Origin of the sequence: Streptosporangium album (assembly GCF_014203795.1) — a bacterium.
GTDB classification, from domain to species: Bacteria; Actinomycetota; Actinomycetes; order Streptosporangiales; family Streptosporangiaceae; genus Streptosporangium; species Streptosporangium album.
The window spans coordinates 111,355-136,640 of sequence record NZ_JACHJU010000008.1 but is presented as its reverse complement, the minus strand read 5'-3'; the positions used below and the strand labels follow the sequence as shown (position 1 = coordinate 136,640).

Annotated in this window: 26 protein-coding genes and 1 pseudogene; 9 read left to right on the top strand and 18 right to left on the bottom strand. The window is 68.7% G+C overall.

The features are described from left to right. Positions 1–5: 5 nt before the first annotated feature. Positions 6–518 (bottom strand): IS3 family transposase, encoded by a 513-nt coding sequence (locus FHR32_RS42110; RefSeq protein ID WP_184760162.1) that lies wholly within the window; start codon positions 516–518, stop codon positions 6–8. A gap of 247 nt (positions 519–765) precedes the next feature. After that, positions 766–1,581, bottom strand: a complete 816-nt coding sequence (locus FHR32_RS42105; RefSeq protein WP_184760161.1) for an alpha/beta fold hydrolase — start codon at positions 1,579–1,581, stop codon at positions 766–768. A gap of 349 nt (positions 1,582–1,930) precedes the next feature. Here FHR32_RS42105 and FHR32_RS42100 point away from each other — a divergent pair, with 349 nt between their 5' ends. After that, entirely contained in the window at positions 1,931–2,911 is a 981-nt protein-coding gene (locus FHR32_RS42100) for a tyrosine-type recombinase/integrase (protein WP_246468731.1), read from the top strand. Positions 2,912–3,023: 112 nt separating this feature from the next. On the opposite strand, the gene FHR32_RS45635 is transcribed toward FHR32_RS42100, so the two are convergent. The 11 genes and pseudogenes from FHR32_RS45635 to FHR32_RS42045 all read right to left on the bottom strand — a co-directional run bounded on the left by FHR32_RS45635 (position 3,024) and on the right by FHR32_RS42045 (position 14,978). Further along, positions 3,024–3,284, bottom strand: a complete 261-nt coding sequence (locus tag FHR32_RS45635) for a hypothetical protein (protein WP_246468766.1) — start codon at positions 3,282–3,284, stop codon at positions 3,024–3,026. A 189-nt stretch (positions 3,285–3,473) separates the two neighbouring features. Beyond that, positions 3,474–5,558: a prolyl oligopeptidase family serine peptidase gene (locus tag FHR32_RS42090; protein ID WP_184760160.1), complete on the bottom strand. Its 2,085-nt coding sequence runs from the start codon at positions 5,556–5,558 to the stop codon at positions 3,474–3,476. 114 nt (positions 5,559–5,672) lie between these two features. Continuing rightward, positions 5,673–6,851, bottom strand: coding sequence for a tyrosine-type recombinase/integrase (locus FHR32_RS42085; RefSeq protein WP_184760159.1), 1,179 nt, complete (start codon positions 6,849–6,851; stop codon positions 5,673–5,675). 59 nt (positions 6,852–6,910) lie between these two features. Beyond that, positions 6,911–9,526 (bottom strand): annotated as a pseudogene (locus tag FHR32_RS42080) (Tn3 family transposase); the annotation flags it as partial. A gap of 99 nt (positions 9,527–9,625) precedes the next feature. After that, positions 9,626–10,405: a transposase family protein gene (locus tag FHR32_RS42075; protein ID WP_184753075.1), complete on the bottom strand. Its 780-nt coding sequence runs from the start codon at positions 10,403–10,405 to the stop codon at positions 9,626–9,628. A gap of 188 nt (positions 10,406–10,593) precedes the next feature. Continuing rightward, complete coding sequence (locus tag FHR32_RS42070; RefSeq protein ID WP_184753076.1) at positions 10,594–11,142, bottom strand: hypothetical protein; 549 nt, start codon at positions 11,140–11,142, stop codon at positions 10,594–10,596. Between the two features lie 165 nt (positions 11,143–11,307). After that, on the bottom strand, positions 11,308–11,775 hold the full coding sequence (locus FHR32_RS42065; protein ID WP_425584257.1) for a DUF4158 domain-containing protein: 468 nt from the start codon (positions 11,773–11,775) through the stop codon (positions 11,308–11,310). A gap of 146 nt (positions 11,776–11,921) precedes the next feature. After that, complete coding sequence (locus FHR32_RS42060; protein ID WP_184760158.1) at positions 11,922–12,329, bottom strand: helix-turn-helix domain-containing protein; 408 nt, start codon at positions 12,327–12,329, stop codon at positions 11,922–11,924. A 373-nt stretch (positions 12,330–12,702) separates the two neighbouring features. After that, on the bottom strand, positions 12,703–12,864 hold the full coding sequence (locus tag FHR32_RS42055; RefSeq protein WP_184760157.1) for a hypothetical protein: 162 nt from the start codon (positions 12,862–12,864) through the stop codon (positions 12,703–12,705). Between the two features lie 192 nt (positions 12,865–13,056). Continuing rightward, positions 13,057–13,536: a TIGR00725 family protein gene (locus FHR32_RS42050; protein ID WP_184760156.1), complete on the bottom strand. Its 480-nt coding sequence runs from the start codon at positions 13,534–13,536 to the stop codon at positions 13,057–13,059. Between the two features lie 26 nt (positions 13,537–13,562). Then, entirely contained in the window at positions 13,563–14,978 is a 1,416-nt protein-coding gene (locus tag FHR32_RS42045; protein WP_184760155.1) for an NsdA family TPR-like regulatory protein, read from the bottom strand. A gap of 125 nt (positions 14,979–15,103) precedes the next feature. Here FHR32_RS42045 and FHR32_RS42040 point away from each other — a divergent pair, with 125 nt between their 5' ends. From FHR32_RS42040 to FHR32_RS42020, 5 genes are all read left to right on the top strand, one after another. After that, the gene (locus FHR32_RS42040; RefSeq protein ID WP_184760154.1) at positions 15,104–15,637 is read left to right on the top strand and encodes a hypothetical protein; all 534 of its coding nucleotides are present in this window, start codon (positions 15,104–15,106) and stop codon (positions 15,635–15,637) included. A 201-nt stretch (positions 15,638–15,838) separates the two neighbouring features. Next, on the top strand, positions 15,839–16,204 hold the full coding sequence (locus tag FHR32_RS42035) for a hypothetical protein (protein ID WP_184760153.1): 366 nt from the start codon (positions 15,839–15,841) through the stop codon (positions 16,202–16,204). Next, positions 16,201–16,530, top strand: coding sequence for a hypothetical protein (locus tag FHR32_RS42030; protein ID WP_184760152.1), 330 nt, complete (start codon positions 16,201–16,203; stop codon positions 16,528–16,530). Before FHR32_RS42035 ends, FHR32_RS42030 begins: the two co-directional genes overlap by 4 nt. A 153-nt stretch (positions 16,531–16,683) precedes the next feature. Continuing rightward, positions 16,684–16,992, top strand: a complete 309-nt coding sequence (locus FHR32_RS42025) for a class I SAM-dependent methyltransferase (protein WP_221466949.1) — start codon at positions 16,684–16,686, stop codon at positions 16,990–16,992. A 183-nt stretch (positions 16,993–17,175) separates the two neighbouring features. Then, positions 17,176–17,976, top strand: a complete 801-nt coding sequence (locus FHR32_RS42020) for a phosphotransferase enzyme family protein (RefSeq protein WP_184760151.1) — start codon at positions 17,176–17,178, stop codon at positions 17,974–17,976. Between the two features lie 169 nt (positions 17,977–18,145). On the opposite strand, the gene FHR32_RS42015 is transcribed toward FHR32_RS42020, so the two are convergent. Then, on the bottom strand, positions 18,146–18,556 hold the full coding sequence (locus FHR32_RS42015; protein WP_184760150.1) for a hypothetical protein: 411 nt from the start codon (positions 18,554–18,556) through the stop codon (positions 18,146–18,148). Then, positions 18,553–19,308, bottom strand: coding sequence for a hypothetical protein (locus FHR32_RS42010; RefSeq protein ID WP_184760149.1), 756 nt, complete (start codon positions 19,306–19,308; stop codon positions 18,553–18,555). The genes FHR32_RS42015 and FHR32_RS42010 overlap by 4 nt, the downstream gene beginning before the upstream one ends. 42 nt (positions 19,309–19,350) lie before the next feature. Between FHR32_RS42010 and FHR32_RS42005 the strand changes: the two genes are divergently transcribed. Beyond that, the gene (locus FHR32_RS42005; RefSeq protein ID WP_184760148.1) at positions 19,351–20,052 is read left to right on the top strand and encodes a 2-phosphosulfolactate phosphatase; all 702 of its coding nucleotides are present in this window, start codon (positions 19,351–19,353) and stop codon (positions 20,050–20,052) included. Between the two features lie 58 nt (positions 20,053–20,110). On the opposite strand, the gene FHR32_RS42000 is transcribed toward FHR32_RS42005, so the two are convergent. Genes FHR32_RS42000 through FHR32_RS41990 form a run of 3 tightly spaced genes read right to left on the bottom strand, consistent with a single transcriptional unit; the run spans position 20,111 to position 23,390 of the window. After that, positions 20,111–20,569 (bottom strand): hypothetical protein, encoded by a 459-nt coding sequence (locus FHR32_RS42000; protein ID WP_184760147.1) that lies wholly within the window; start codon positions 20,567–20,569, stop codon positions 20,111–20,113. Positions 20,570–20,571: 2 nt separating this feature from the next. Continuing rightward, positions 20,572–22,770 carry a site-specific integrase gene (locus tag FHR32_RS41995; RefSeq protein WP_184760146.1) on the bottom strand — a complete coding sequence of 733 codons (2,199 nt, stop codon included), beginning with the start codon at positions 22,768–22,770 and terminating at the stop codon, positions 20,572–20,574. Next, a complete protein-coding gene (locus FHR32_RS41990) occupies positions 22,767–23,390 on the bottom strand; it encodes a hypothetical protein (protein ID WP_221466948.1) in 624 nt (207 codons plus the stop codon). Before FHR32_RS41990 ends, FHR32_RS41995 begins: the two co-directional genes overlap by 4 nt. Before the next feature lie 330 nt (positions 23,391–23,720). Here FHR32_RS41990 and FHR32_RS41985 point away from each other — a divergent pair, with 330 nt between their 5' ends. Next, positions 23,721–24,269, top strand: a complete 549-nt coding sequence (locus tag FHR32_RS41985) for a hypothetical protein (protein WP_184753076.1) — start codon at positions 23,721–23,723, stop codon at positions 24,267–24,269. A gap of 188 nt (positions 24,270–24,457) precedes the next feature. After that, a complete protein-coding gene (locus FHR32_RS41980; RefSeq protein WP_184753075.1) occupies positions 24,458–25,237 on the top strand; it encodes a transposase family protein in 780 nt (259 codons plus the stop codon). Positions 25,238–25,286 lie beyond the last annotated feature (49 nt).

Sequence of the window (25,286 nt, the reverse complement as noted above, 5' to 3'; positions counted from 1 at the left end):
AGACTTCAAACAAAGTCGGTGATGTCTGAGTGGTCACCCGCCGACAGCTCGACCTGCACCCTGCCCGATCCCCTGTGGCTCTCCCATGAGGTGATGTCGCCGACCAGCTTGGTGCCGGGCCGCTCGGCGGTGAAATCGCGTCTAACCAGGTCGGGGATACCGCGAAAGGCGCCCTGCACGGTGGTGATCGGCCGAAAGGCCCGCACCTGGGCCGGGGTCAGACCCTGCTCGCGCATCAGGGCGCGCACCAACTCGGCCGAGCAATGCTCGCCACGGCGCAGCAGCGCGGCGTGCACCCGCCGGTAGCCGTACGTTTCGTGTGAGTCGGCGAAGATCTCCGCCACCAGCCGGACCAGCAGTGCCCGGCGTTGCGCGGTGGCCGAGGCCGGCCGCTCGCGCCACTCGTAGTAGCCCGAGCGCGACACCTTCAGCCAGGAGCACATCCGGGCGATCGCGTGGTTGGCCTTCTCCGCCTCGATCAGCTCGTACTTGGGGTGCCACCGGAATACGGCTGGCATGGGCCGTCGAGCGGCAGGGGCTTCTTGGACGTAGATTTTCGGACGGCATTCGCGTAGGTGAGCCCGTCGTCCGAGAATGTGTACGTTTCCGGACGACGGGCGGCTGGGCTTACAACGTCACAGTTCAGAGGCTCGGCGGCCCGAATCTGCCGTATTCCGGTGGCACCCCCTGGAAGAGGCGGCGTAAGAATGACCCGTGCACGGAGTAGCCATCGTTACAGGTCCACTCCCTCCACCTGAACGCACCTCACAGGCCGTCCAGGAACTCGCGGACGGTATAGGCGAACCTCACGGGATCGTCGTCGTGCACCCAGTGGCCGCAGCCCGCGAACTCGCGTAGCACGGTGCCGGGCCGGCGCGCGGCCATCTGCCTGGCCAGGGCGGTAGGCAAGACGAAGCTGTCCAGCCCGTGGATAAGCAGTGCCGGGCAGTCCGAGCCGAGCCAGTCCGCCCACCAGTCGCCGACGAGCGCCCGCTGCGAGGCCATCATGTCGTCGTAGTCGAACAGCAGCCCCCAGCCGTCGCGGTGCTCGACAGCGCTCTCCAGGAAGTAGCCGGCGTCGGGGATGCCGAGCGCCTCGATGGCACGGCGCAACTCGTCCAGGGTGGCGGCGCGGCGCGGCCACCCACTCACGTCCAACACGGGGTGCGGCACGTCAGGCGGGCGGTTGAACGCCCCGCCCTCCTCCACGACCAGCGCCCTGACCAGCTCTGGGTACCGGGCGGCCAGCCGGAACGCGACCACGCCGCCCATGGAGTGGCCCAGCACGACCACCGGCCCCAGGCCGAGACCGCGCAGGAACGCGGCGGCATCGGCCACGTACGCATCCGGACCGAAGTCGCCATCGCCGCGGGCGGAGTGCCCGTGCCCGCGCTGCTCCAGGGCGATCACGCGGTGGCGCGGGCCCAGCGCGCCAGCCAGGGACGCGAACATGCGCGCCCGCCCGAAATGCCCGTGCAGCGCCAGCACCACCCCGTCCCCGGACGGGCGGTCCCCGCCCGCACCCAGCCAGGCCAGACGCAGCCCGCGGACAGTCGCGTACTTCTCCGTCGTGAACGTCATCGACCGGATCCTCCCTTGGGCGGGCTTGAGTTTTAATGATCGCTCTGGGTCTGCGCCCGCCGCCCATCCAGCACGGCAGGGAAACACCGCCAACTGGTTGGCCAACCGCAGCACCGCAGCTTGTGGCACCGACCAGATGTCATCGGGCAAGAACTTCGGCCACGGCAGCGTGTGCACAGCAGCCGGGATCCGATGATGATCATGGTAGGTCGGCGCAGCAAGTGTGACACAGAACTTGCATTATCTGTCACACCGGTCTTCGTCGGGTCGTGTCAGCCCAGCTCGGCGTCCGCCGCCGCGCGAGCGACTCGACCACGTTATGTGTCACATCGCCTGGCAGAGGGTGCCCATGTCCGTCGTGGCCTTCCCCGGCCAGCCCGACCCGGCCCCTACCGCGGTCGGCGCGACGAGCGGCATGACGACGATGGCCGCGGTCGAGCGCTTCCTCGCCTCCATCACCGCAGCCACTACCCGCGCCGGCTACGCCGAGACCCTCGCCCGGCTGACCGCCGTGACCGGCCCGGCACATCCCGTCGCAGCCCTGGCCCCCGAGCATTACGCCGCGGTGATGGACCGCTGGAAAGCCGCAGCCGCAGCCGCTGCCACCTGGAACCGGCACCTGTCCGCCCTGTGTTCCTTCACCACCTGGGCCCAGCGTCACGAGCTGCTGGCCACCAACCCGGCCCGGCGCCTGGAGCGCCGCAAGCCCGCCCGCCGCGGCGACCGTGCCATTCCGCGCGCCCGGCTGGAGACGCTCTTCACCGACCCCGCGCACGCCCTGCGGGAACGACTGCTGTGGAGGCTCCTCTACGACACGGCCGCCCGCGCCGAGGAAATCCTCACCCTCAACGTCGAGGACCTCGACCTGGAATTCCGCCGCGCCCGCGTCGTCTCCAAGGGCGGCGCCATCGAGTATGTGCACTGGGCCACCCCCACCGCCAGGCTGCTGCCCCGCCTGTTGGCCGGCCGTACCACGGGACCGGTGTTCCTGGCCGACCGGCGCGCCCCCGCATCCGGACCGCGCACGCCCGCGGCCGCCGACATCGACCCGGCCACCGGGCGCGGGCGGCTGTCCTACCCGCGCGCCGAATACCTGTTCAAGACCGCCTCGGCCCAACTCGACCCGCACCGGCAGGGCTGGACGCTGCACCAGCTCCGCCACAGCGCACTCCAGCATCTGGCCCAAGCCGGCCGCACCGCGCCGGAGCTGCAGGCCAAGAGCCGCCACCAGCATCTGGCCAGCCTCGGCCGCTACGTGCGGCTCAGTGAAGAGACCTCCGCCCGCGTAACCGCTGAAGCCGACCCCACCCAACGCCGACGCCCCCGCTGAACTCAAGGGTCGTCGTCGCTCATGATCCGCACCGTAAGCGAATCGAGACCTTAGCCAAAGAGTCCGGGGTTACCGCAGGTCAGAAGCTACTTCGTTGGAAATTTCTTCATTGCTACCGGGACCCCCAGCGCGCGGGGGGCTTCAGCCCGTCGTCTACCGACCCTTCATCGGTGTGCGCTTCGATTCTGGTCGCGAGCGCCCGCCACCACGACCCTTTGACGGCTTTGCCGCGGTAGACGACGTCGTGACGGCGCGCCGCCACCCACGCGGTGACGGTCTGCTCAACCTTGTCGCGCGGGCGCCTCGTCGTAGGCGCCCGCGCGAAGATGCGGCTCTCCCAGCGCCACCTGTCCCCGCCGGGATGGGCGGTCAGGCCGCCGTTGCCGGTCCCGGTGACGAACTGGGACAGGTAGACGCCGTCCTTGCCAGCCTGTCGAGGATCGCCAGCTCGCCCACCAGGCGGTCGGGATGGAGGTTGAGCGTCACACGCAGGCCGGGATCGACCGGGCTGTGAGGTGGCTGAGGGCGCGTGCGTGTGCCGTACCCGACATGTCTGTCGTCATCATGACCCGTCGGACGCGTGCAGGATGAAGGCCAGCACATCGGCGAGCAGTGCCTGCTCCTGGTCGCTGGTCGAGCCGGCGCCGTGCCAGCCGCGCTCCTCGACGCGCATCAGCACCGGCCGGCCGGAGGCCGTGGCCGCCTGCAGGCGAGCGGCCAGCTTCGCCGGCTGCCACGGCGGCACCCGCGCGTCGCGCAGGCCGGTGGTCAGCAGCACCGCCGGGTACGGCACGCCGTCCCGGACCCGCAGGTAGGCGTCGATGATCAGCAGGGCGCGCAGGCCCTCCTCGGTGGTGACGCTGCCGAACTCCGGCACGTTGACCGGCCCGCTGTCGGTGAACTCGTTGCGCGTGGTGTTCACCGTCGGCACGTGCATCGCCATGGCCGCCCACAGATCGGGGCGGCGCACCAGCGCGCCGCCGGTGGGGATGCCGCCGCTGCTGACGCCCTCGCCGGCCAGCCGTCCCGGACGGGTGTAGCCGAGGGCGATGAGATGCTCGGCGCAGTCGATGAAGTCCGTGATGGTGGCCTCCTTGCGCTCGCCGCGCCCGGCCTCGTGCCATTCGCGGCCGTAGGTGCCGCCGCCGCGCAGGTGCGCGACGGCGTAGACGCCGCCACGCTCGTACCAGGCGAGCATCTCGGGACGGAACTCCGGCAGGTCGATGAACCCGTGGGAGCCGTAGCCGGTGAGCACGGCCGGGTTGTCGCCGTCCAGCTCCAGGTCCTTGTGGTGGATGACGGTGAGCGGGATCGGCGTCCCGTCCTGCGCGGGCGCGTACAGGGTGCGGGCGTGCACGTCGCCGAAGTCCACCGGTGAGCGGGGCGCCAGCCCGGTGTCCTGGAGAAAGTGGCCGTCGTAGCGGTAGAGCCGTGGCGCGTCGGTCCAGCCGGCCACCAGGAGCAGGGCTTCGGGCCGCGTCGAGTGGGTGGTCCACTCCAGGATGGCGCCGTCCACCGGCATCGGGAGGTCGGCGGGCTCGCCGCCGGACAGGGGCACGTGCCGCATCCGGCTGACGCCGCCGTCGAGTTCGCGCACCAGCAGCCGGTCGCCCACCACCCGCACCGACTCCACCGCCCGCTCACCCGCGGGCACGATGACCCGGGCTCGGGACAGGTCGGGTGCGGCGAGCGGAACGGCCAGCACGCGGGAGCGCGGCGCGTCCCGGTGGGTGACCAGGTAGAGGGTGTCGTGGCTGGTGGCGAAGGCGGTCACGCCGTCGGCCACGCCCGCGACCAGCCGCCACGGGCAGGCGGCCGGGTCGGCCAGCCCGGTGCGCGGCGCCACGTACAGCGTGCAGTCGCTCAGCTGCTCGCCGGTCCAGGGCCAGGGGCTGAGCGCGCCGTGGGAGACGATCGCCAGCATCCACTCGCCGTGCGGCGGCACCACCAGGAAAGGCCGGTCCCGCGGGGTCAGCTCGACATGGGGGTTGAGGCCGCGCGCCAGCACCACCGCATCCTGCGCCGGGTCGGCGCCCAGCCGATGCAGGAAGGAGCGGCTGTCCAACAGGTGCTGCTCTGCGTAGCGGTGATAGACGAACGACCGGCCGTCCTCCAGCCAGCTCAGGAAGGCGAAGCGCGTCGTGGGCGGGATCGTCTCCCGGAGGGCGCCGGAGTCGGCGTCGATCACGTGGATGGAGCTGTCCTCCGACCCGGAGGCGGAGACGGCGCAGGCGACGTGGCGGCCGTCGGGGGAGGGCACGTACCAGTCGATGGCGTGGTGCCCGTCGCCGGGCACCGTGCCGGGGTCGAACAGGACCCTGCTCGCTCCGTCGGCCTCGGTCACCGTCAGCACCGGCACGCGGGCGTCCGGCTCGCGTACCAGGGCGAAGACCCTGTCGGCTGCCATCGCGAGGCCGAAGTACCGCGTGAGCGCACTGCCCAGTTCGCGGATCCGGGTCAGCAGGCCGGAGCGGTGCGGCAGGGCGTCCAGGTGCTCGCGGGCGTGCCGGGCCTGGCCGTCCAGCCAGTGGTGGAACTCCTCGCCTTCGGTTTCCATCCACCGGTAGGGGTCCTCGAGCGTGACGCCGTGGAGGGTCTCGCGCACGACGTCCACCCGGGCGATCGAGGGTTCGGTGATGTCGCTCATATGCGCATGATCATATGTCGGAGATCCGGGGGCAGACCAAGTAAGCGTCAAAGACGCAACCTGCAAGTCAGAGGGCATAATGATCTCAGCCGAAGGCCCGCGTGACGTGGCTGGTCAGAAGTCCTCAACGTAGGCAGCGGCGATGTCGTCGGGCGGGTTGGTGTAGATCCTGAGGTAGCGGTCGCTTGAGTGCCCCAGGCGTCGTTCCAGCTCGGCGCGATTGTGGCCGGAGGCTTGGGAGAGCTGGTAGGCGAAGGTGTGGCGCAGGTCGTGCGGGCGCAGCGTGCCGAGCTGCCGGTCGGCTCCTGCGACCTGCAGGTCGCAGATGGCGCCGATCTCGCCGACGATGGTGTTGATCGAGCGCGGCGACAGCCGTCCGTCGGGTCGGCGGGCGGCGATGGAGGAGGCCGCCAAAAACAGCGCGGTGGAGTCGTCGGTGGCGTCGCCGTCGCGTTCGCCTTCGAGGTAGTCGGCCAGCGCGGTGCGGGCGTCGCGGCCGAGGAAGACGCTGCGGCTGGTGCGGCCCTTGCCGCGGACCCCGGTCAGCTTGGCCTTCTTGGCCTGTCGTAGGTGCTCGGGATCGCGCGGCTGTAGCTGGGCCAGGTCCAGGCCGGCGATCTCGGCGCGGCGCAGTCCGGTGCCGAGCAGGGTGTGCACAATGGCGCGGTCGCGCAGCGGCCGGGCGTGGCGGTGCGTGGCGGTCGAGCGGTCGCCGCGGTGGCGGCGGTGGCGGCGGCCGGTCAGCTGGTGGAAGGATTCCAGCCGGTCCAGCACGTTCTTGACGGTGCGGACCTGGGCGCCGGACAGGGCGCGGACCTCAGGGGCGGGCAGGCGCAGCGGCTCGACGCGCTTGGTCGGGTCCCCGCTGGGCAGCAGGGCGGCCGGGGCGTGGGCGCTGATCCAGGAGAACAGCGCCGAGGCGTGGGCGAGGTGGTTGTTGACGGTCGCCGGTGCCATGGCGGCCGCGCTGCCGTCTTTCGCGTGCCGCCCGGCGGCGGCCAGGTGATCGCGCCAGGCGGTCATCTCGCGGGCGGTGATCGCCGAGACGCGCGCGTGCCCGAGCCCGGTGGTGATCCAGGCACGCAGCCGCTCCAGATGGCGGCTGATCTTGCCGGTCACCTCGGCCGAGCGCACTCCGCGCACCGCGAGATCGAGGTAGTGCTCGATCCACACCCCGAGATCGTCCTCGGCCGGATCGAGTCCCACCGGCAGGCCGATCACCTTTCGTGAAGTGATTTTGCGGCGATCCGGCCCCGCGGCCGAAGCGGCCGAGCTGGGCGTCGGGGAGGGCATGAAGCCAGGTTACTTCACGGAAGGGCTATTTCCTGAAGTGAATCGGCTCGATCACCTCGTCAAGCGGCCAGGCCGACCGCATCGAAGTCGATCTCCTTGAGCTCGGGGTTGAACGCCGCCGGCTCCTGGCCGATCTCGTCGGTGGCATAGGCGCCGAAACGGCGGATGTGGGCACGCAGGTACGGCGAGATCGCCCCGAGCTCATCGGCGGTGATGGGCCAGCCCTCAGCGACCAGAGCGCGCACCACGTCCATCAGGTCCAGGGCGTTGTGGAAGATCACCAGGTTCGCCAGCAGGGTGTTCATCTTGATCAGCTTTTCCTGCTCGTCGGGGTCGTTGTGGGCGATCACCCCGTTGTTGCCGAACCCGAGCCACTGGGAAAAACCGTTGTAGGTCTCGACCTTGTTGGTCGCCGCCGTCACCCGGGCGCGCAAGCCTGGATCTGCGAGATACCGCAGCAGGGCGACGGTGCGCACGCTGCGGCCGACCTCCCGGAAGGCCTTGTAGATGCGGTTCTTGCGGGAGTTGGAACGCAGCCGCCGCATCAGCGTGGCCGAGCTCAGCCGGTTGGCGCTGATGGAGATGGCCACCTGCATCAGATCCCGCCAGTGCCGTTCGATCAGCTCCCAGTCGACCACATTGCGGCCGCGGTCGCCGAACAGGGCGTCGATGTGCGGGTAGGTCAACCGGGAGTCGGCGCGGAAGAAGATCAGATCTTTGAAGTTGCGGATCCGCGGCATCAGGTCGAACCCGAACAAGGTCGCCAGCGCGAACACCGGGAACGACTGGCCTTGCGTATCCGCATGTACCACGGAGGGCTGGACGTCGGACTCGTTGGCCAAAAGGCCCTCGATCAGGTGCACCGCCTCCCACACCCCGCACGGGATGAACCGGGAGAACAACGCCACGTAGGTGTCGGCGACGTAGTGGTAGGCGATGCCGCCCACTCCTCCGTAGCGGATCGAAGTCTCGGCCAGCAGGTTGTCGATGTAGGTCTCCACGTGCGTGCCGTCGGCCGCCACCGTGGTCCCGTCCCCCCATGCCTTGACCACATCCAGCTCGGCGAAGGCGTTGACCACCGACGCGATGGCGGCGTTCAGCTTGACGATGGTGATGTGCCGGTTGCGGACCATCGACAGCTCCCGGGCCGAGACCCCGGTCAGGTGCTTGGCCGCCTCGTACGGGCCCAGGTTGATCCCACCGGTGAAGATCGCCAGCGCATACCGGAACAACGCCTCTTTGATCTTCGGATCCGATCCCGACGCCGGCCCGAAGTGGTGGTGCCAGCCCAGCCAGTGCGCGGTCCGCGCCACGATTCCCAGCAGCGAGCGCTCGGGCATGCGCCGCTCGATCGCCGCCTCCAAGTTCTCGGCGGCCTTCAGTGTCTCCTTGCCCCGGCGGCGCTTGACGGTCGGGGTGCCGTCCTCGGCGATCACCAGGTCGGTGTTGTCCTCGTACTCGGCGTCCAGGCGCGCGGCCGCGGCCAGATGCGCCCCGCGCAGCTGGGCGACGAACCCGGCCGCCGTGTCCGGCAGCCCGACCTGGGCGCAGAAACCCTCCAGCAGCGGCTCGCACTGCTCCCAGGGCAGCAGGTTGGCGCTCCAGTCGGCGTACTCGCCTCCTCCGACCACCGCAATGTCGCCGGTGCGCAGCTCCTCGGCCAGGTAGGTGAAGACCATCGCCTCGAAATGCCGGCGCGCCACCATGCCCGGCTGGTGCCGGTCGGTGACGGCACGCCGCCAGTTGCCGGACCCGAACATGATCCCCGACTCCGGATCGCCGCTGCCGGCGATCGGCGGCGGCAACGGGATGAAGTCGCGCCGCAGCCCTTCATGAACCCGCGCGTGCTCCAGCGCCACCAGCACCGAGTCATCTTGCGAGGTGGCCTTGAACTCCAGCTTCGCCACCAGGTCGAACATGACGGGGCGGTCTTTTGCGAAGAACCGGTGCACCAGCACCTCGTAGTTGTCGCCGTGGAAGGCCGCCACCGACTCGATGTCGGCCAGCTGCGAGGTGAACCCGCCCGCCTGCTGCACCGCGGCCACCGCCCGCTCCGCCCCGCGCCCGGCCCCGGGGCCGTCGGGGTCCAGGTGCTCCAGCACGGTGCGGTAGGTGCCGATCAGCTTCTCACTGACCGTGCGCTGGCGCTCGCGGATGTCCTCCAGCGCCGCCCGGGCCCTTCTCAGGTTGCCCGCCACCCGCTTGCACAGCATCTCGGCCAGGTCGTCGCGGGCCCGCATCCGCGCGGTGTGCAGCAGGCACGCCAGCAACGCCAGTTGCTTGACCGGGTCATAGCGCGACAGGGTGTCGGCGTCTTGGGCGTCGGCCTCCCCGGCGAAATCAGCGATCTTCGACGGCGCGATGCCCTCCAGCCACGCCCCCGTATCCCCCAGGGCGTCGATCTCGTCCAGGTACTCGGCCTGCTTGCGAAACCGCGACCAGCTCGCCCGCTGCGCCGGCTTCTTCAGCCGGTTGAACAACGTCCGTCCATCCGGACCGACCGCGGTCAGCAGAGCCCCGATGCGCTCTCGGCCATCGCCTCCCATACGCTCGCAGATGCGGGCGAAGATCTCGGCGTTGACCCGCGCCCGGATCCGGGCGGCCATCTCATCCAGCGTGGTGAAGCCCGGCAACTCCAGCGACTCCTCGATCAGCCGCTCCAGCGCCACATTGAGATCGTTCCAACTTGAAGTTGCTGGTCAGGGGCCTGGTGTGATCCGTTGAGGGCATGCTCTGGCTGGTGGTGGGTACTGATCATGGTGGGTGATCATCGGTCAGCGGGTGTGTTCGGTGATGGCCAGGACCATCAGCGCGCGGAGCAGCTTGGTGACGTGGATGGCGTCCAGGCGGAGCTTGGTGAGGATGCGCCAGGCCTTCAACGTGGCGAAGCCGTGCTCGACGGGGGCGCGTTCGGCGCTGATGAGCCGGTTGACCTGCTTTTGCGCGGGGGTGAGGGGCCTGCCGCGGGTGGCTTTGCGGCCGGTGATGATGACCGGATTGTCGTCATCGTCGTCCAGGCCGACGAAGCCGAGGTCGGCGATAGCGCCCAGCCCGGCCTCGCGCAGGCGGGCGGTGAGGCGGTTGTGCCGGGCGGTGGTGATCTCCGATGCGCGACCAGGCCGGACGGCGGAGACCCACAGCAGGTTGCCGCGGGTGTCGGTGAGCGCCACCACGAGCAGCCCGTGGGCCTTGTGCTTGCCCGAGTAGTTCCTGCGGTTGTCGGCTCCGGTGCGGCGGCGGGTGCGGATCAGGGTGCCATCCAGCAGGACGACCTCACCACCGGCTTTGGCGATCTTCTTCAGGGCGCGGTCCAGGCGGGGTGCGCGGGCGGCGAGCAGTTCGACGGTCTCCAGCATCCAGCGTCGCACGGTGGAGGCCGAGACGTTGTTGGCGCCGGCCATGTCGGCCAGGCGCTGGTCATGGCGTAAGACGGCCAGCACGATGGTGGCGATCTTCCCGGCGGGCAGTTTCCGCCAGCGCGAGCCGATGGTCTTGAGATGAGCGCGCAGCAGGTCGGCCAGGAAGGTGAGGGTTTGGGTGGACAGCGGCAGCATGCAGGAGTAGACAGGCGAGGGCGTGTCTTCGGCGGACGTCGAAGCCTTCGACGTTGTCGATGTCGTGGTTTTGGTTGTGGTCACACGCCGCCAGGCCCCCGCCGGGGACACGCTCGGGATGTTTCACCCGGGCAGGGCCTGGCCAGGGGCTGCGGGAAGCGGCAGTGGGCGCAGTGGGCCGCCCGAGGTCAGGGGGCGAACGCGCCGCTGGGGGTCTTGCGCAGCCAGCCCCGCTCGGCCAGCCGGTTCAGCTTGGCCCGCACGCCTTCGACCTGCCCCGATTCGGTGGAAAGGCTGAGCTGGGCGCAGATCGCCTTGCAGATGAGGGGGCCGTCGGCGGCGCGTACCGCGGCCAGTAGCGCCTGGTAGTCGGCGGGCAGCTCATCAGTGCCGGCAGCGTGGTGACGGTGCGGGATCAGCAAACCGCCGGGCACGGGCACGGACGCGGGTACGGGTACGGGTATGGGGCGCAGCTCTATCCCCTGGGAGGCCTGCTCTGCTGCCTGGGCTGGGGTGAGCATCACCTGGTAGAACGGCGTCGGCTCACCGCCGGGCTCGCCGGGTGCGTTGAGCTGCTCGGCGGGATCGTCGGCGAGGAGTTCCTTGACCACCTGCTCGGCCACACGCAGCCGGTCCATCTCGTCTTCGGTCTCGGCCAGTTGCTCGCGCAACCGATCGGCGTGCGTGCCCAGCGCGACCAGGCGCATGGTGATGCGCTCCAGCAGCGGTGACGACATGGCTTCCCCCGGCCGACAAGACAACGATTACCTGGCGAGATCACCAGGACACGGACGATAACGACCCCAGGCCGGGCAGCGCAGACGAAAGCCGGAAGATCCACATTTGCCCCCGGCGGACGATCGAGACCCATGATCCCAGCCGTCTACCAGGAGAGAGCACACTCAACACCGCCAGGCCACCCCCTCCGACCTGCGAGGACAGGATGGAACTAGCTCATTGATCAGATCCGGCGGGTTGTTCTTGGCCAGCGCCGCCTTGCTCATGGCCTCGGCGGCGATCACCCGGGCCCGGGGCTGGTCGTAGACCACGCCCTGACGGGCCCGGATCTTCTTACGGTGCCATTTGGCTGTGCTGGCGGCCCCGTGGTCGGGCTCGACATCGTCGGCCAGGCCCAGGCAGCGCCGCACGTGGTCGACGACGACCTGCGGGATCTCCTCCGGGGAGGGAAACCGCGCCATCTTCTGAAAGCACTTCAGCGCCAGCACCAGCGCGAACAGCGCCTGCGGACTCCTGGCCAGTTCCTGAGCCCAGTCGGTCTCCTCGGCCGTCGGGGTGAAGAACACGTGCAGCACCCGCGCCGAGGTCAGGCGCTTGAACTGCGGGTAGGCGGTCCGCTCGATCGACGTCACCGGCGAGCCCTTCCTGCTGATCACTTCCAGAACCCGCACACCATAGCGACAGATGATCACAACGCACCGCACAGTTCATCGGACTGCAACCAAATCAACGCAAATGGTGACACCTCAGCTGCTGTCGTGACCTCTGACCAGCCCTATTAGCCCTTTCCGGCGTACTTGGTCTGCCCCCCATCGAGGGGGAACACCTGCTGCAGCTCGGCGTCGTCCAGGGCGGCGAGCACCTCGGCGGGCAGGGTGAGGATGTACTCCGCGGCCAGGTTGCCGAGCCCGTCGTCCGCGAGCCCGCACATGGTGCCGCGCCGGTAGCGGGCCGTGGAGCCGGTGGTGAGCACGACCAGGAGCCCACACTCCCGTAGCCAGCGCAGCCGGTCGGCGAGCGTGGACCGTGACACCCCGGCCGCCTCGGCGAGCACGGCCCAGGTCGCGCCCAGCTTGGGGGAGGTGACCCGGTCGGGGCCGGTGCGCGTGGCGAGTTGCCACACCACGGCCATCGTGCGCTGCCACCAGTCCGCACGCCGGCCACCCGCGTCAGGGTGCTCCTGCACGACGCGCATCCAAAACGGCCGCGACGGCGCCCGGACGAGGTGATCAGGGATCACCGCGTCCGGGTCGAGGCGGGTAACGACCGTAACGCTGTATGTCGTAGCGGTAACGGCGAAGACGGGTCGGGACACGCCGAACAAGCTGTTTTCGGGCGTGGGTGGCCGACCCGAGGATCCATCGTCTAACATGGCCTCAGACCTTTAGGACCGGCCAGGCACGCAGAAGCGCCAGCCGACACGCGCCGGGCCGGGGTTTGGAAGGGTCCTCGCGCCGCAACCGCCAAGAAGTTGCGCGAGGGCCCTGCTTGTTTTTACGGGTGTCGCCCGTTCTTACTGGGGCTGACTGTCTCCTTTCGCCCCGCGTCGGCCTGGTGGCCTATGCGGCGGCGTGACTCTGCTCGTCGATGAGCGGGATGGGCTTTTGCTCGGACACCCGCGGTGGTTTCGCGTTGAGGTCGTAGCCGAGCTCACGGGCAAGGGCTGTGACGACGAGCTCGTTCACCGAGCAGTGCCGGGCCCTTGCAGCCGCTTTCACCATGGCTGCAAGTTCCTCCGGGAAGCGCACGGGGTGCGGTGGCGCCATCGGCCCCCACTTCGGGTCTGGTCCGCGTCTGTTCCCACTCATGGCAGCAAGTTATACCGGATCTATGAATCATAGATCCGCTCTTGTGGCAGCGCGGCGCAAAAAATCTTGCCGGAGGTTAGGGCCGGCGAGTGGGATCCGGAGAGGTCAGTGGTCAGGCCAGAGCCCGGTAACCGCCAGAGCCTCCTCCGCAGACGAAGCGTGCCTGACACCGGCAAGGGGGCGCCCCTCACGGTCGAGGAGCTGCCAGCCACCGAGCTGGACCACGGGAGCACGCCCACGGCGCATCGCGAGCGCCAGCTCGGACAACGTGCCCCACGATCCGCCGATGACGATCACGGCGTCGCCCGAGTTGACGATGATGTTGTTTCGCGCCTCCCCAGCGCCAGTCGGGATCACGATGGAGAGGTCTGGGTTGGCGTACTCCCTGTCCGCTCGGGACAGAATGCCCACCACCGTCCCACCCGCCGCCCGGGCGCCGGCCGACACCGCGGCCATGACCCCTGTGTAACCACCGCAGATCACCACCGCGCCGCGCTCCGCCAGCAGTCGGCCGACCTCGCGGGCGTTGGACTCGTCTTCGCTTGTGCAGTCACGCGGACCGCATACTGATACCTGAATCGTCACGGGGAGATCCTGCCAGCAGGCAGTAACTACCGGCCAGGGATCTCTGGGGTGGCCGCAGGATGGGCGATGAACAACGCGGTCTGCTCGCGCAGGTCGAGGATGAGCGACGTGCCCTTGGTAAGGGCCAACTGCTGGTCGATACGTCGGACCCGCTGCACGACCGGGACTGTCCGCAACTCCGGCCGGGTGTCGAGCACACCGCGAAGCGACTCGGCGGCGCCGTCCAATTCACCGGCGGTCAACTGTGCTGCCACCAAGTCGAGGGTCGCGGCGGCAAGCAGGCTTGGCCCCTGGTCGTCGGGATCGGCGGACAGCAGATGAACCGACTCCCGTGCCTGCTGCTGGGCGAGCTGCAGGTCCGCGGGACTGCCCATCGCGTGATACGCCTCGCTCACGTAGTACGCGGCCTTCCCGGGGCTGAAGCGGAATACGCCCGGCTCGTCGGTGGGCTCCGCGTTTTCCCGGACGTCAATGGCGGTTGCGACGACCTGAGCGAACGCGGAACGATCCCGCATCGCCGCTATGGCACGGGTTTCCTGGCTTACCAACCGCAGCAGGTCTGATCCAGTTGTGGCGGCCTCACGCGCTGTGCGGGCGATGTCGGCGGCGCGGCGGTAGTCGCCTCTCCAGTAGGCGACGTTGGACTGCACCCACCGGGCATAGCTGCGCAGGCTGTCGTCTTCGACCAGTTCGGCGCACACAAGGGCAGTACGGACGTGTGTTTCTGCCTCGTGCGGGTGGTCGAGGTCGGCGCTGATGTGAGCAAGCAGCGCGCACAGCTTGCCCGCCACAAGGTAGAGGCGCCGTTCCTGGTCAAGTGGGTGACGGCTGTCCAGCACAGCGAATACCTCGTTGCGCAGCTCGGCGACGCGGCGGAACGCGAAGTACGGCGGGCGGCGCAGATAGTCCACCGCGAGCTGGCTCACGTCGGCGTCGAACTGGTCAAGGGCGCGCTCGTCCACCCGGCGAATACGGCGGGTGAACTGGGCCGAGTCGTCAGCGACCGTAACTATCTCCTCGTCGATGACTGCGGAACCCGCGTGGGGTCCGGATTCGTACGGTTCTCTCCAGTATGCGCGATCACCTTCAGTGGGAGCTCCCCGGGGTGGCAGGGGAGTCATGAGCGGCGGAGGTGCGAACAGATCACGGACGGGACGCTCGAACAGGTTCTCCAAGATGCGGCAGCACAATGGCCGAGGAAGGCCCTTGACTTTGGCGGCGCACCAGCGTTCCCACTGCCGTTCGCTGACTATGTACGTGCTTCCCATGCTCTGAGCCACCTCGCCGAAGGCGGCAACGGCGTCAGCCGAGGTCCAGTGGCGTTGCGCCGCCAGCAACGCGAGCAGCGTGGGATGGCCCATTTCGTTTCTCCTCGGAGGAGCGGCACCACCGGCCGCGCACTTCTCCAGTAACGCCGAGATTCGGCTGGAGCGCCATGACATCAGCACAGTATGTCGCGCAAGCGTCGGAAGATGACACCCGTATGTCGTCGTGCTGTCACCCTCTGCACGGTCACGGTGTAGGTGGTCAGCGCAAGGCAGGGCCGATCACATACGGAGGCGCAACCGTGGCTCTCGATGAGACGTTCGACCTGGAAGTGATCCCCGCAGGGATGCTGGCCGTCGAGGTGCTGCGCACAGCTGTTCCACGGTCGGCTGCAGCGTACAGGCCGAAGGCGCAAGCTGCGGCGCCATCTCTTGACTCCGCATTCTCGGGGGAGTTCCAGCCTGACACCATCGATCTGCCTCCCGCTGTCCAGATGGCTTTGAGCCTCGCCGCGGCGCTGGGCCGTGGCCACGGCATCATCGTTGATGTGCAGCCCTTCCTTCTGAAGGGGGAGGCGCTGATCTCCGTCTGGGTCGGCCTGGTCGTCCGTGCGGACGGCCACCGATACCGGTGGGTCGTCCCCGGCTCAGAGACGCCGCGCGGCAGACCGTTGTGGACATGCGCCAGACGGCCGGCGCGCGCCGCCGCACGACTGGCCGACCAGTACGAGCAACTCCGCACCCAACCCGTGGTGAGCACGATCCTCAGGGGTCCGCTACTGGCCGATGATCTACTCGCTTCGGCCACTCGGGGGCATCATGTGGACCCCCAGTGACCTCCTGGCGCTCATGGCGAGCCCCCCCACCCCAAGCCTTCGGCAGACCTGCGCCCCCGCCGTGGCTCCGCCCCACACACCAGATGTTCGCGGAGTCACCGAAGGGTCTGCCCTCCCATGTGATCTCGGGATGTCCCTGGCCCCGCGCCGCCGCGGGTGGGACATCCCGAGACCACACCCTCACGCACGAAGGAGTCAACCATGAGCTACCACGGCCCGGACGCCGCTGCTGTAGAAGCCGCGGCGCAGGTGCAGGCCCTGGCCCCGACCTGGCTGGTGCGCTGGAGCTCCTACTGGCAACGCCTGGAGGCGTGGGAGTGCAGCGACCCCAACCGATGCGTCGTGGTGCAGGGCCGCAGCGCCGCCGAGCTGTGGCAGCACATGGTGCTCGCCCGGCCCGAGACCCTGCCGCCCCTGGCCGCGACCAGCCCGCCCGCCCCGACACCGGCCGACCACCGTCCGCCTCAGATGGCCCTGGCACGCGCCCCGCGGTTCCATTCGCCTTACCGGCCGGGCGCCGGCGCCCGGCCCGCGAGGACGCGTCGACCACAATGGAGGCAGCCGTGATCCCGTTTTACGGCACACCCGGTGGGGACCACTTGCAGGCGAAGATCACCCGGTCGGCCGCCGTCGAGGCGCTCCAGGCTCTGCGGTTGGAACTGCACGTCCACCGGATCTATCCGGCGATGTCCTACGACGAGGGCGTGCCCCGCCTGGTGATCCCCACAGGGCTGACCGTCTGGACCGACCCGGCCGGCACAACCTACTGCTGGGGGAAGCAGTTCCAGGAAGAGCCCGCCGAGCACGCCGCCGTCGAGGAGCTCCAGCGCGTCGCCCTTCAGCTCGCCCAGCAGCTCTACGCCGGGCCCAAGCCGGTCACGGCGACCTCATGAACCCGCGGCGGCACGTGGAGCGCGCCTCAGCGTGCCGCCACGTCTCACCCCCTGCGCGCCAACGGGGAGAGATCCCCGGAGAAAGTGCCAGGCTGAGCGCCTCACTGAGCTTCCCCCAGTGATCGACTCCGTACACCCAGAGAGGGATTACCTGTGACAAGAGCGACTGCTGACCACACCGCCGAGCTGCGCGACCAGCTCGCGGACGAGCTCGTCTCCGCCGGGCACATCACATCAGCCCAGGTTGAGGCTGCGTTCCGCGCGGTGCCACGGCACGAGTTCGTCCCGGCCGGCACCCCGATGGAGGTTGCCTACAACGCCGACGAGTCGGTGGCGATCAAGACGGACGAGCATGGGGTGCTGATCTCCTCGACCAGCGCACCGTTCCTCCAAGCCCGGATGATCGAACAGGCCAAGATCAGGCCAGGCATGAATGTGCTCGAGTACGGTTCAGGCGGCTAAAATGCCGCGCTCCTGGCCGAGATCGTCGGCTCAGGTGGGCGCGTGGTCAGCGTGGACATCTTCTCTGTCAAGTCCAGCGTGTTGAACTTCTGACTATCAGTCCTCGCGGCCTAGTGCCGTGTGCGGACCGGTTCTCCCGAACAGAACCAGACGGCGCGACCCAATGTGGTGGTCTACTAGACCATGAAGATCACGCCTCAGCTCAGCATGCTGTGGGAGTCAGCTGACCCCGAAGAAGCTCTAAGCCAGCGCTTCGGCTTCGCCGATGCTGTTTCCGCGGCCGACTGGATGGGTGACACCCTCTGGGACACCTGGACCATCACGGTTGATGACTGCGATCGCCTGGTCATCAGCGGCGGAAACCTGCTGGCGTGGATCACGGCCGATGACAGGCGCCTCATCGCGAAATGGTCCGTCGCCTCGAAGCTATTCCAGCGCCTGGCCGATACGACGACCCTCACCATGTGGCTTCACCACCGCGGCATTCCTGTTGCTGCTCCGATTCCGGCACGAGATGGTCGCCTTCGAGTAGAGCTGGACAACGTTTCGCTCGGCGTCATTCCCGTCATCGACGGCGATCTCCTCGATGTAGAAGATCCAGCGCAAGTCACCGAGGCTGGCCGCATGCTGGCGACGCTCCACGACGCGATGGCCGCCTACCCCCACCGCATCGGCAGCGGCCCGTCGGCCCGGCATGAGCGGCTCGTTCACAATGACTTCCGGTCCGCCAACGTCCTTCATGACGGCACGAGCATCACGGCCGTCCTCGACTTCGAGGAGGTGACCTACCGCTCAAGGGTGTCGGACCTCGCCAAGGCGACAGCCCTGCTCGGAACCCGCTTCCACGACTGGGGACCGACAAGCCAGCCCGTCCGGGAAGCGTTCGTCGGAGCATACTGCGACCAGGCTCCGCTGACTAACGCCGAACAGAACCAACTGCAGAGCGGCATTGAAGCCGTCATGAAGCATTTCGGCTGGGCATAGACAGTGCACCTGAGACACAAGAGCCACTCGTCGTGCTCGAACCATGATGACAGGACCGCGCCTACCGGGCAGTCCGCGTGGTGCAGTCGGAGGCCTCTTGACCTGCCGCCGACGATCGCGTCAGGTGCATGCAGCCGCTCACGGTGGCGGCTGCATGCCGGTTCGCCGTCTATTCCGGGCGCGGGTGGCCTGGGATCGCCCGGAGCCGCGGGCCTGGAGCCGCCAGTTCCTCCCGGAGTTTCCGGTTCTCCATCTGGGCTTGGTGGAGGGCCCCGACGAGCGCTTCGTTGTCGATCTTGAGTTGCCTGAGTTCTTCGGCCTCCGCGTCCCGCAGTTTGCTGAGCCTGGCGAGCCGCCGCCCGAGCCTCAGCTCGCTTTCGGGGACGGCCTTCCGGCTCCTGATTTCGTCGTAGAAGGCGTTCTTGAGGTCAACGTGCCGCTGGGTGAGCGCGTTGCGCGGGACCTGGGCCTCCTGGGCGAGCGCGACGACCGTCAGCGCGCCGCTGGAGTGCTGAGGCGTTCCCGCCAGGATGCGGTCCATGGCGGCGCGGATGCGGTCACGTTCGTCCAGCGCGGTCATCGGGAGTTCTCCTGTGTAGTCATGCGGGTCTGGTGGTGCTGCTCGGCGTGCGCGCGGAGGATGCCGGCCCGTGCCCGGAGCCGTTCGGCCAGCGGTTCGGGTGCCAGGCCGCCGGCCTGCTTTTCCAGGAGCTCGGCCTTGCGGATCAGCAGGTCGGCATGCCGGTCCGTGCGCGAGATGTTGGCGCAGGTGGCAACACAGCGGTCCAGGCTCGGTGTGTCCTGCTGTCCTTCGCGTCGGCATAGTGCCTTGTGCGGGTCATAGACGCAGAGCAGAAGGCCGCCGGGGTTGTCGTGGACGGCAAGGGCGGGGTTGCCGAGCAGGTTGCGTGCGTCCCTGGCCGTGATGATCGCTCCCGTGAAATCAGGGGCCTGCGCCGCGGCGTTGATCACCCGGCGGGCGGCGGGGCCGGAGACGGCGCCGCCGGCGGCGAGATCCTCGTTGAGGGCGGTGAGGGTGTCGGCGGTTGCGCGGGCGGTCTCGATGTCGAGCAGCTCATGGATCCCGTCACGGCCGCGGGAAGCGTAGTGGCCGCTCATCGCGGTACGCAGGTGCCCGTACTGGATGGCCAGGGCGACCAGCCCGCCGGGACGGCGGGCGATGTGCCAGGCCAGGGTCCGCCTTGTGTCCGCAGAGGCCGTGTGCGGGTGACCCCGTGTGGCGATTGAGCAGGTGTGTCGTTGCGGACTGCTTTCGCGACGCAGGCAGCCGGAGGTGTTGCGTTCCGAGGCCGTCGATGTGACGCGTATCACTCTCTGGGTGCCTCGGGTCGGGCATGCGCGATCATGACCGGAATGGACACTCGTTTCCTTGGTATCGCTGATCTGGTCGAAGCCCCGTCCGTGGCGGTCGTCGTCGACGTCATGCGTGCTTTCACCGTGGCTGCCTGGGCCTTTGCCCAGGGGGCGGAAAAGATCGTTCTTGCTGAGTCGCTGGACGAAGCCCTGGCGCTCAAGGCTCGCCACCCGGATTGGGTGGCGCTCAAAGACGGTCCGCCCGCGCCCGGGTTCGACGCCGTCAACTCGCCGGGCCTGCTGCGGTCTATCGACCTTGGCGGACGGACCGTTGTGCAGAAAACCACGGCAGGGACGGTCGGCGCCCTTGCGGTCAAGGAGGCGCCGCTGGTGCTGTGCGCCAGCTTCGTGGTGGCGGAGGCAACAGCTCGGCTCTTGCGGACGCGCAAGAGTGACAGTGTCACGTTCGTGGTCACTGGCGACGATGGGCAGGCCGATGAAGATCTGGCGTGCGCTCAATACATCGCTCGGAGGGCCACCGAGGCTGGGACGGATGCTGCTGAGTTCCTCCGCCGCGCTGCGGAGTCGCGCGCCGCCGCCGAACTGGCGGAGGGGGTGCGTCAAGGGGTCCATCCTGATGACGTTGCGCTCTGTCTTGAGGTCGACCGGTTTCCCTTTGCCATGGTGGCGACCTTGGAAGGCTCGCTCATGGTCCTGCGTCCACGCGCGATGCCTTCGCTGACTGACGAGGACCCGGTCTGATCGCTGGTGAGGTCTACGTTCAGCATGCGAGAGCGAGCACCCTGTCGGGTATGCGGTATCAACTGCATGTCCCGATGGCGGTGGTTCGGGGCGGCGGCAGGCGGCTGACCCGAGTTGTTGCGGCGGCTTCGCGGAGCCGGATGATCTCCTCGTGCTGTGCGGCGAGCCGGGCCAGGGCCTGGGTGCGGAAGTCCGTGAGCTGATCGACCTCTTGCGCGGCCTGGGTCAGCCGTTCCTTGAGCTTGGTGTTCTCTGCCTTGAGCCGGGCGATCTGGGCCTCGCGGGGGTCGGGGATTTCGCCGGCGTCTTGCAGTGCCTGGAGGCGCCGCTCGAACTCGGTGCGGAGGTGAACGTAGGGGCGGGTGCCGTAGAAGGCGGTGCGATCGACGCCCGCTTCGCGGGCGAGGGTCTTGATGTCGGATTTTCCGCCGGGTGGGATGTCACCGCGCAGGATCTTGTCCATGGCGGCTCGGATCTTGGTTTCGTTCTGTTGACGTTGTTCAGCGGTGAGTCGCATGTCTACTTTCTGGTGGTGGTGGCTGCGTCGATCTCGGCCAGCACGCGCGCGGACCGGTCGTATTCGATTTGGAGACGGGTTCTCTCGGTCTTGCGGGTCGCGCCGAGGCCGCCGAGGAAGGTCTTGGTCCGGTCGGTGTGGTCGGCCCAGACGGGCCGGTGGCAGGGGTGGTGGGTGGCTTGCGGGCAGCGGGCTGAGTCGCACATTCCTGCGAGCGGTTTGTCGGCGTGCGGGGTGCCAGCGAGCTTCAGGCATAGAGCCCGGGCGGGGTCGACGAACCAGCAGTAGTTGGCTGCGCCCAGGTGGAGGGTCCTGGCCCGCTTGGTCAGCAGGTTCAGGACGTCTCGGTCGCTGGCCTGGACCCGTGGCGCCCCGACGGCCTGGGCCGCATCGGGGGCGAGTTCGGCATCGACGTGGGCGAAGAACTCGGTGAGGTCTCGTGCGCCTGGCCCTGCGGGCAGGATCCCGGCTTGGTAGTTTCGGAACTCCTCCAGCACCAGCGCCAGGTTGCGTTCTTGTTCGTGGTCGCTGACCTCGGCGAGTAGCTCGGCTTGGGCTCCACCCGGACGCGATGCGTAACCCTCAGTAGTCGCGGTGCTGACGTGGCGTAGGTGGATCTTCGCTGCAAGCAGACCTCCCGGTCGGTAGGCGAGTTCTATGGCCAGTCGCCGCCGGAGCATCCTCATGTTCAGTCGGTCTTCGGGAATCGGGCTGAGTCCCAGGCGCTGCCCTGCCGGGTTGTTCACCCACTGACGGAATCCCTGGTAGCGGGAGCCGAAGTGGAACCGGCCGAACAGGTGTGCTCCTTCGCTTGGGTCGTTGTGGAGTTGCTCGGCGAGCGCGACGGCCTGGTAGGCGGCATCGATCACGACCCATTCATCGTGGGTGCCGCCGAGCGGCTGGCCCTTGATGAGTTTGCTGGCCAGCCGGTAGCGAACCAGGCCGGGGGCGTACTGCTCGGGCGGGCGGCGGCAACCGACTTTCAGTTCCATGAGCTCGCTCGCGCGCATCCCGGTGGTCGCCGCCAGCACGAGGATGCAGGCGGTCCGGACGATGTAGGCGAGGGCGCTTGCCTGTTCCTTGTGCAGCGGCAGCGTCCAGGGCACCGCCCCCTGGTCATCGGCGCGGTCGACGACCGCCGTATCCCAACCGAAGGGCCTCGCGGACCCGACCACTTTGAGTGTTGCTTCGACGGGGGCGCGCAGGTGCGGCAGCCAAGCGGTGTGGAACTGGCGGAACCCGGCTTGGCGGATCAGGACGCTCAACGCGATCGGGGCCAGCGGGTCGTTCGCCGACCAACCGGCCTTGATCCGGTCCTGGACGTGGCGGTCCTGCATCTCCGGGAGCGGCCGCCCCGCGCGTTCGTAGCCGGCCAGCACTTCTGTGATCTCAGCGAGAGGAACCCGGGACGGGGACTTGAGGCCCTCGCTCCTGGCCGACCATTCCTGGTCGGCGGCGCGCACTTGCCCGGCCAGGACCACGACCTGCGGGCCGATGATGTTCACCAGGTGCAAGGCTGCGGCCAGCATCGGCTGGAGCACCTCGTTGTTGGCGGGCGGGGTCTTGTTCTGCCCGTTCCCGGAGGTGTCCTCGGCGATCGCCGACGGTGTCGCGCCGCCCCACGGACGTAGATCTGCCGGGACGCGATCAGCGGTGAACAGTTCTCGGTAGTTCAGCAGGTCGGTCACGATCAGAGCGGCCAGCCGCCGGGTTCCCGACCCTCGTTCACCGACCATGACGTCGTCCTGATCGCGCTGGTAGCGGCGATGAGCGAGGTAGGCGTCGCAGTCGTCGCTGCTCAGGTCCTGCAGGCTGGTCACGCCGTGGCCGGTGAGCCATTTGGCGAACCGGATCAGTTCAGCGAGCCGGCCGTGGCAGGTGCTGACGTGGTGTGTCGCCCGGTAGGCCCGCGGTAGTGACGCCACCGCCTCGTGCCCCGGGGCGAGCAACGCCATAATCAGCTCTTTGGCGACCAGCCGCCATCGCCGGTCGTGGATGAGCGCGAAGTTGAACCGCCGGTGCTGAAGCGCGAGGGAGATCGGGAGGCCGACAACCTCGGCGAGGTCCCACAGGTCGTCCTCAAAGAGCGGACGTCGTACTCCCTCGGGCAGGTTGAGACCGGCCTCCCGGCAGACATCGGCGCTGGCGAATACCGAACCGGCAGCTCCCGACGGGGCGGCGAACACACTAATCGCGGTCATCGCGTGGCCTCCTCGGGCCGCAGCGGCAGCTCCTCGTCACAGCCGCCGACGCTCGCGGCCGCGGCCGCCAGGAGCACCGGGTCGAATCGGTCCAGGACCTCACCGATCCGCTGGGAGTACGGCCCGAACACGGCCATGAAGTGGGCGGCGGGCATCTGCTGCCACTGCCGGGAGAAGAAAACCCTGAGCCGCAGCAGGTTGGAGGCGTGCCGGGGCGCAAACACCGCGAGCGGGCAGAGCAGACACACCCAGGGCCGGGCTGGACACGGTTTGCCCTTCGGCCCGTGCAGCCCGGACAGTTGGTCGGCGCAGGCGGCGGTGAACACATCACGTTCCCCGCCGACCAGTTCGGCGATCACGGTGTCGTCCAGCTCGAGATCGGCGATCAGCTGCGGGTAGTCCCGGGCCAAGGCCGCGGCGTCCTCGTCGGTGATGACGGTCGGCGGGTGAGCCCGGCGCAGCAGGTCATGCTGGGCGTCCTCGATGGTGGCCTCCACCGCCCGTTGCTGGGACGGGGTCGTCGCGGTCAGATAGTGATCGCTTTCGACCTGCGGGCTGTGGTTCGGGTCGATGGTCGCCCGGCCCTGACCGGTCCAGGCCCTGCGGTCGCGCGTCGCCACGTGAGTGGTGCGGATCCGTGCTCGGTGGATCTTCAACGGTGTCCCGTCGTCACCGGTCAAAGAACGCTGAACCGCCCAGGCTTTGACGGAATTGCGGCTGATCGGCCCACTGAGCTAGTTCCATCCTGTCCTCGCAGGTCGGAGGGGGTGGCCTGGCGGTGTTGAGTGTGCTCTCTCCTGGTAGACGGCTGGGATCATGGGTCTCGATCGTCCGCCGGGGGCAAATGTGGATCTTCCGGCTTTCGTCTGCGCTGCCCGGCCTGGGGTCGTTATCGTCCGTGTCCTGGTGATCTCGCCAGGTAATCGTTGTCTTGTCGGCCGGGGGAAGCCATGTCGTCACCGCTGCTGGAGCGCATCACCATGCGCCTGGTCGCGCTGGGCACGCACGCCGATCGGTTGCGCGAGCAACTGGCCGAGACCGAAGACGAGATGGACCGGCTGCGTGTGGCCGAGCAGGTGGTCAAGGAACTCCTCGCCGACGATCCCGCCGAGCAGCTCAACGCACCCGGCGAGCCCGGCGGTGAGCCGACGCCGTTCTACCAGGTGATGCTCACCCCAGCCCAGGCAGCAGAGCAGGCCTCCCAGGGGATAGAGCTGCGCCCCATACCCGTACCCGTACCCGCGTCCGTGCCCGTGCCCGGCGGTTTGCTGATCCCGCACCGTCACCACGCTGCCGGCACTGATGAGCTGCCCGCCGACTACCAGGCGCTACTGGCCGCGGTACGCGCCGCCGACGGCCCCCTCATCTGCAAGGCGATCTGCGCCCAGCTCAGCCTTTCCACCGAATCGGGGCAGGTCGAAGGCGTGCGGGCCAAGCTGAACCGGCTGGCCGAGCGGGGCTGGCTGCGCAAGACCCCCAGCGGCGCGTTCGCCCCCTGACCTCGGGCGGCCCACTGCGCCCACTGCCGCTTCCCGCAGCCCCTGGCCAGGCCCTGCCCGGGTGAAACATCCCGAGCGTGTCCCCGGCGGGGGCCTGGCGGCGTGTGACCACAACCAAAACCACGACATCGACAACGTCGAAGGCTTCGACGTCCGCCGAAGACACGCCCTCGCCTGTCTACTCCTGCATGCTGCCGCTGTCCACCCAAACCCTCACCTTCCTGGCCGACCTGCTGCGCGCTCATCTCAAGACCATCGGCTCGCGCTGGCGGAAACTGCCCGCCGGGAAGATCGCCACCATCGTGCTGGCCGTCTTACGCCATGACCAGCGCCTGGCCGACATGGCCGGCGCCAACAACGTCTCGGCCTCCACCGTGCGACGCTGGATGCTGGAGACCGTCGAACTGCTCGCCGCCCGCGCACCCCGCCTGGACCGCGCCCTGAAGAAGATCGCCAAAGCCGGTGGTGAGGTCGTCCTGCTGGATGGCACCCTGATCCGCACCCGCCGCCGCACCGGAGCCGACAACCGCAGGAACTACTCGGGCAAGCACAAGGCCCACGGGCTGCTCGTGGTGGCGCTCACCGACACCCGCGGCAACCTGCTGTGGGTCTCCGCCGTCCGGCCTGGTCGCGCATCGGAGATCACCACCGCCCGGCACAACCGCCTCACCGCCCGCCTGCGCGAGGCCGGGCTGGGCGCTATCGCCGACCTCGGCTTCGTCGGCCTGGACGACGATGACGACAATCCGGTCATCATCACCGGCCGCAAAGCCACCCGCGGCAGGCCCCTCACCCCCGCGCAAAAGCAGGTCAACCGGCTCATCAGCGCCGAACGCGCCCCCGTCGAGCACGGCTTCGCCACGTTGAAGGCCTGGCGCATCCTCACCAAGCTCCGCCTGGACGCCATCCACGTCACCAAGCTGCTCCGCGCGCTGATGGTCCTGGCCATCACCGAACACACCCGCTGACCGATGATCACCCACCATGATCAGTACCCACCACCAGCCAGAGCATGCC

Coding starts and splice junctions, on each gene's coding strand:
- FHR32_RS42015 (WP_184760150.1), bottom strand. CDS start 18,556: ATGACCGCGCTGGACGAACGTGACCGCATCCGCGCCGCCATGGACCGC.
- FHR32_RS42100 (WP_246468731.1), top strand. CDS start 1,931: ATGTCCGTCGTGGCCTTCCCCGGCCAGCCCGACCCGGCCCCTACCGCG.
- FHR32_RS42005 (WP_184760148.1), top strand. CDS start 19,351: ATGGACACTCGTTTCCTTGGTATCGCTGATCTGGTCGAAGCCCCGTCC.
- FHR32_RS42020 (WP_184760151.1), top strand. CDS start 17,176: ATGAAGATCACGCCTCAGCTCAGCATGCTGTGGGAGTCAGCTGACCCC.
- FHR32_RS42055 (WP_184760157.1), bottom strand. CDS start 12,864: ATGGTGAAAGCGGCTGCAAGGGCCCGGCACTGCTCGGTGAACGAGCTC.
- FHR32_RS42035 (WP_184760153.1), top strand. CDS start 15,839: ATGAGCTACCACGGCCCGGACGCCGCTGCTGTAGAAGCCGCGGCGCAG.
- FHR32_RS42045 (WP_184760155.1), bottom strand. CDS start 14,978: ATGTCATGGCGCTCCAGCCGAATCTCGGCGTTACTGGAGAAGTGCGCG.
- FHR32_RS42070 (WP_184753076.1), bottom strand. CDS start 11,142: ATGTCGTCACCGCTGCTGGAGCGCATCACCATGCGCCTGGTCGCGCTG.
- FHR32_RS41985 (WP_184753076.1), top strand. CDS start 23,721: ATGTCGTCACCGCTGCTGGAGCGCATCACCATGCGCCTGGTCGCGCTG.
- FHR32_RS42075 (WP_184753075.1), bottom strand. CDS start 10,405: ATGCTGCCGCTGTCCACCCAAACCCTCACCTTCCTGGCCGACCTGCTG.
- FHR32_RS42085 (WP_184760159.1), bottom strand. CDS start 6,851: ATGCCCTCCCCGACGCCCAGCTCGGCCGCTTCGGCCGCGGGGCCGGAT.
- FHR32_RS41980 (WP_184753075.1), top strand. CDS start 24,458: ATGCTGCCGCTGTCCACCCAAACCCTCACCTTCCTGGCCGACCTGCTG.
- FHR32_RS42000 (WP_184760147.1), bottom strand. CDS start 20,569: ATGCGACTCACCGCTGAACAACGTCAACAGAACGAAACCAAGATCCGA.
- FHR32_RS42090 (WP_184760160.1), bottom strand. CDS start 5,558: ATGAGCGACATCACCGAACCCTCGATCGCCCGGGTGGACGTCGTGCGC.
- FHR32_RS42110 (WP_184760162.1), bottom strand. CDS start 518: ATGCCAGCCGTATTCCGGTGGCACCCCAAGTACGAGCTGATCGAGGCG.
- FHR32_RS42105 (WP_184760161.1), bottom strand. CDS start 1,581: ATGACGTTCACGACGGAGAAGTACGCGACTGTCCGCGGGCTGCGTCTG.
- FHR32_RS41995 (WP_184760146.1), bottom strand. CDS start 22,770: ATGACCGCGATTAGTGTGTTCGCCGCCCCGTCGGGAGCTGCCGGTTCG.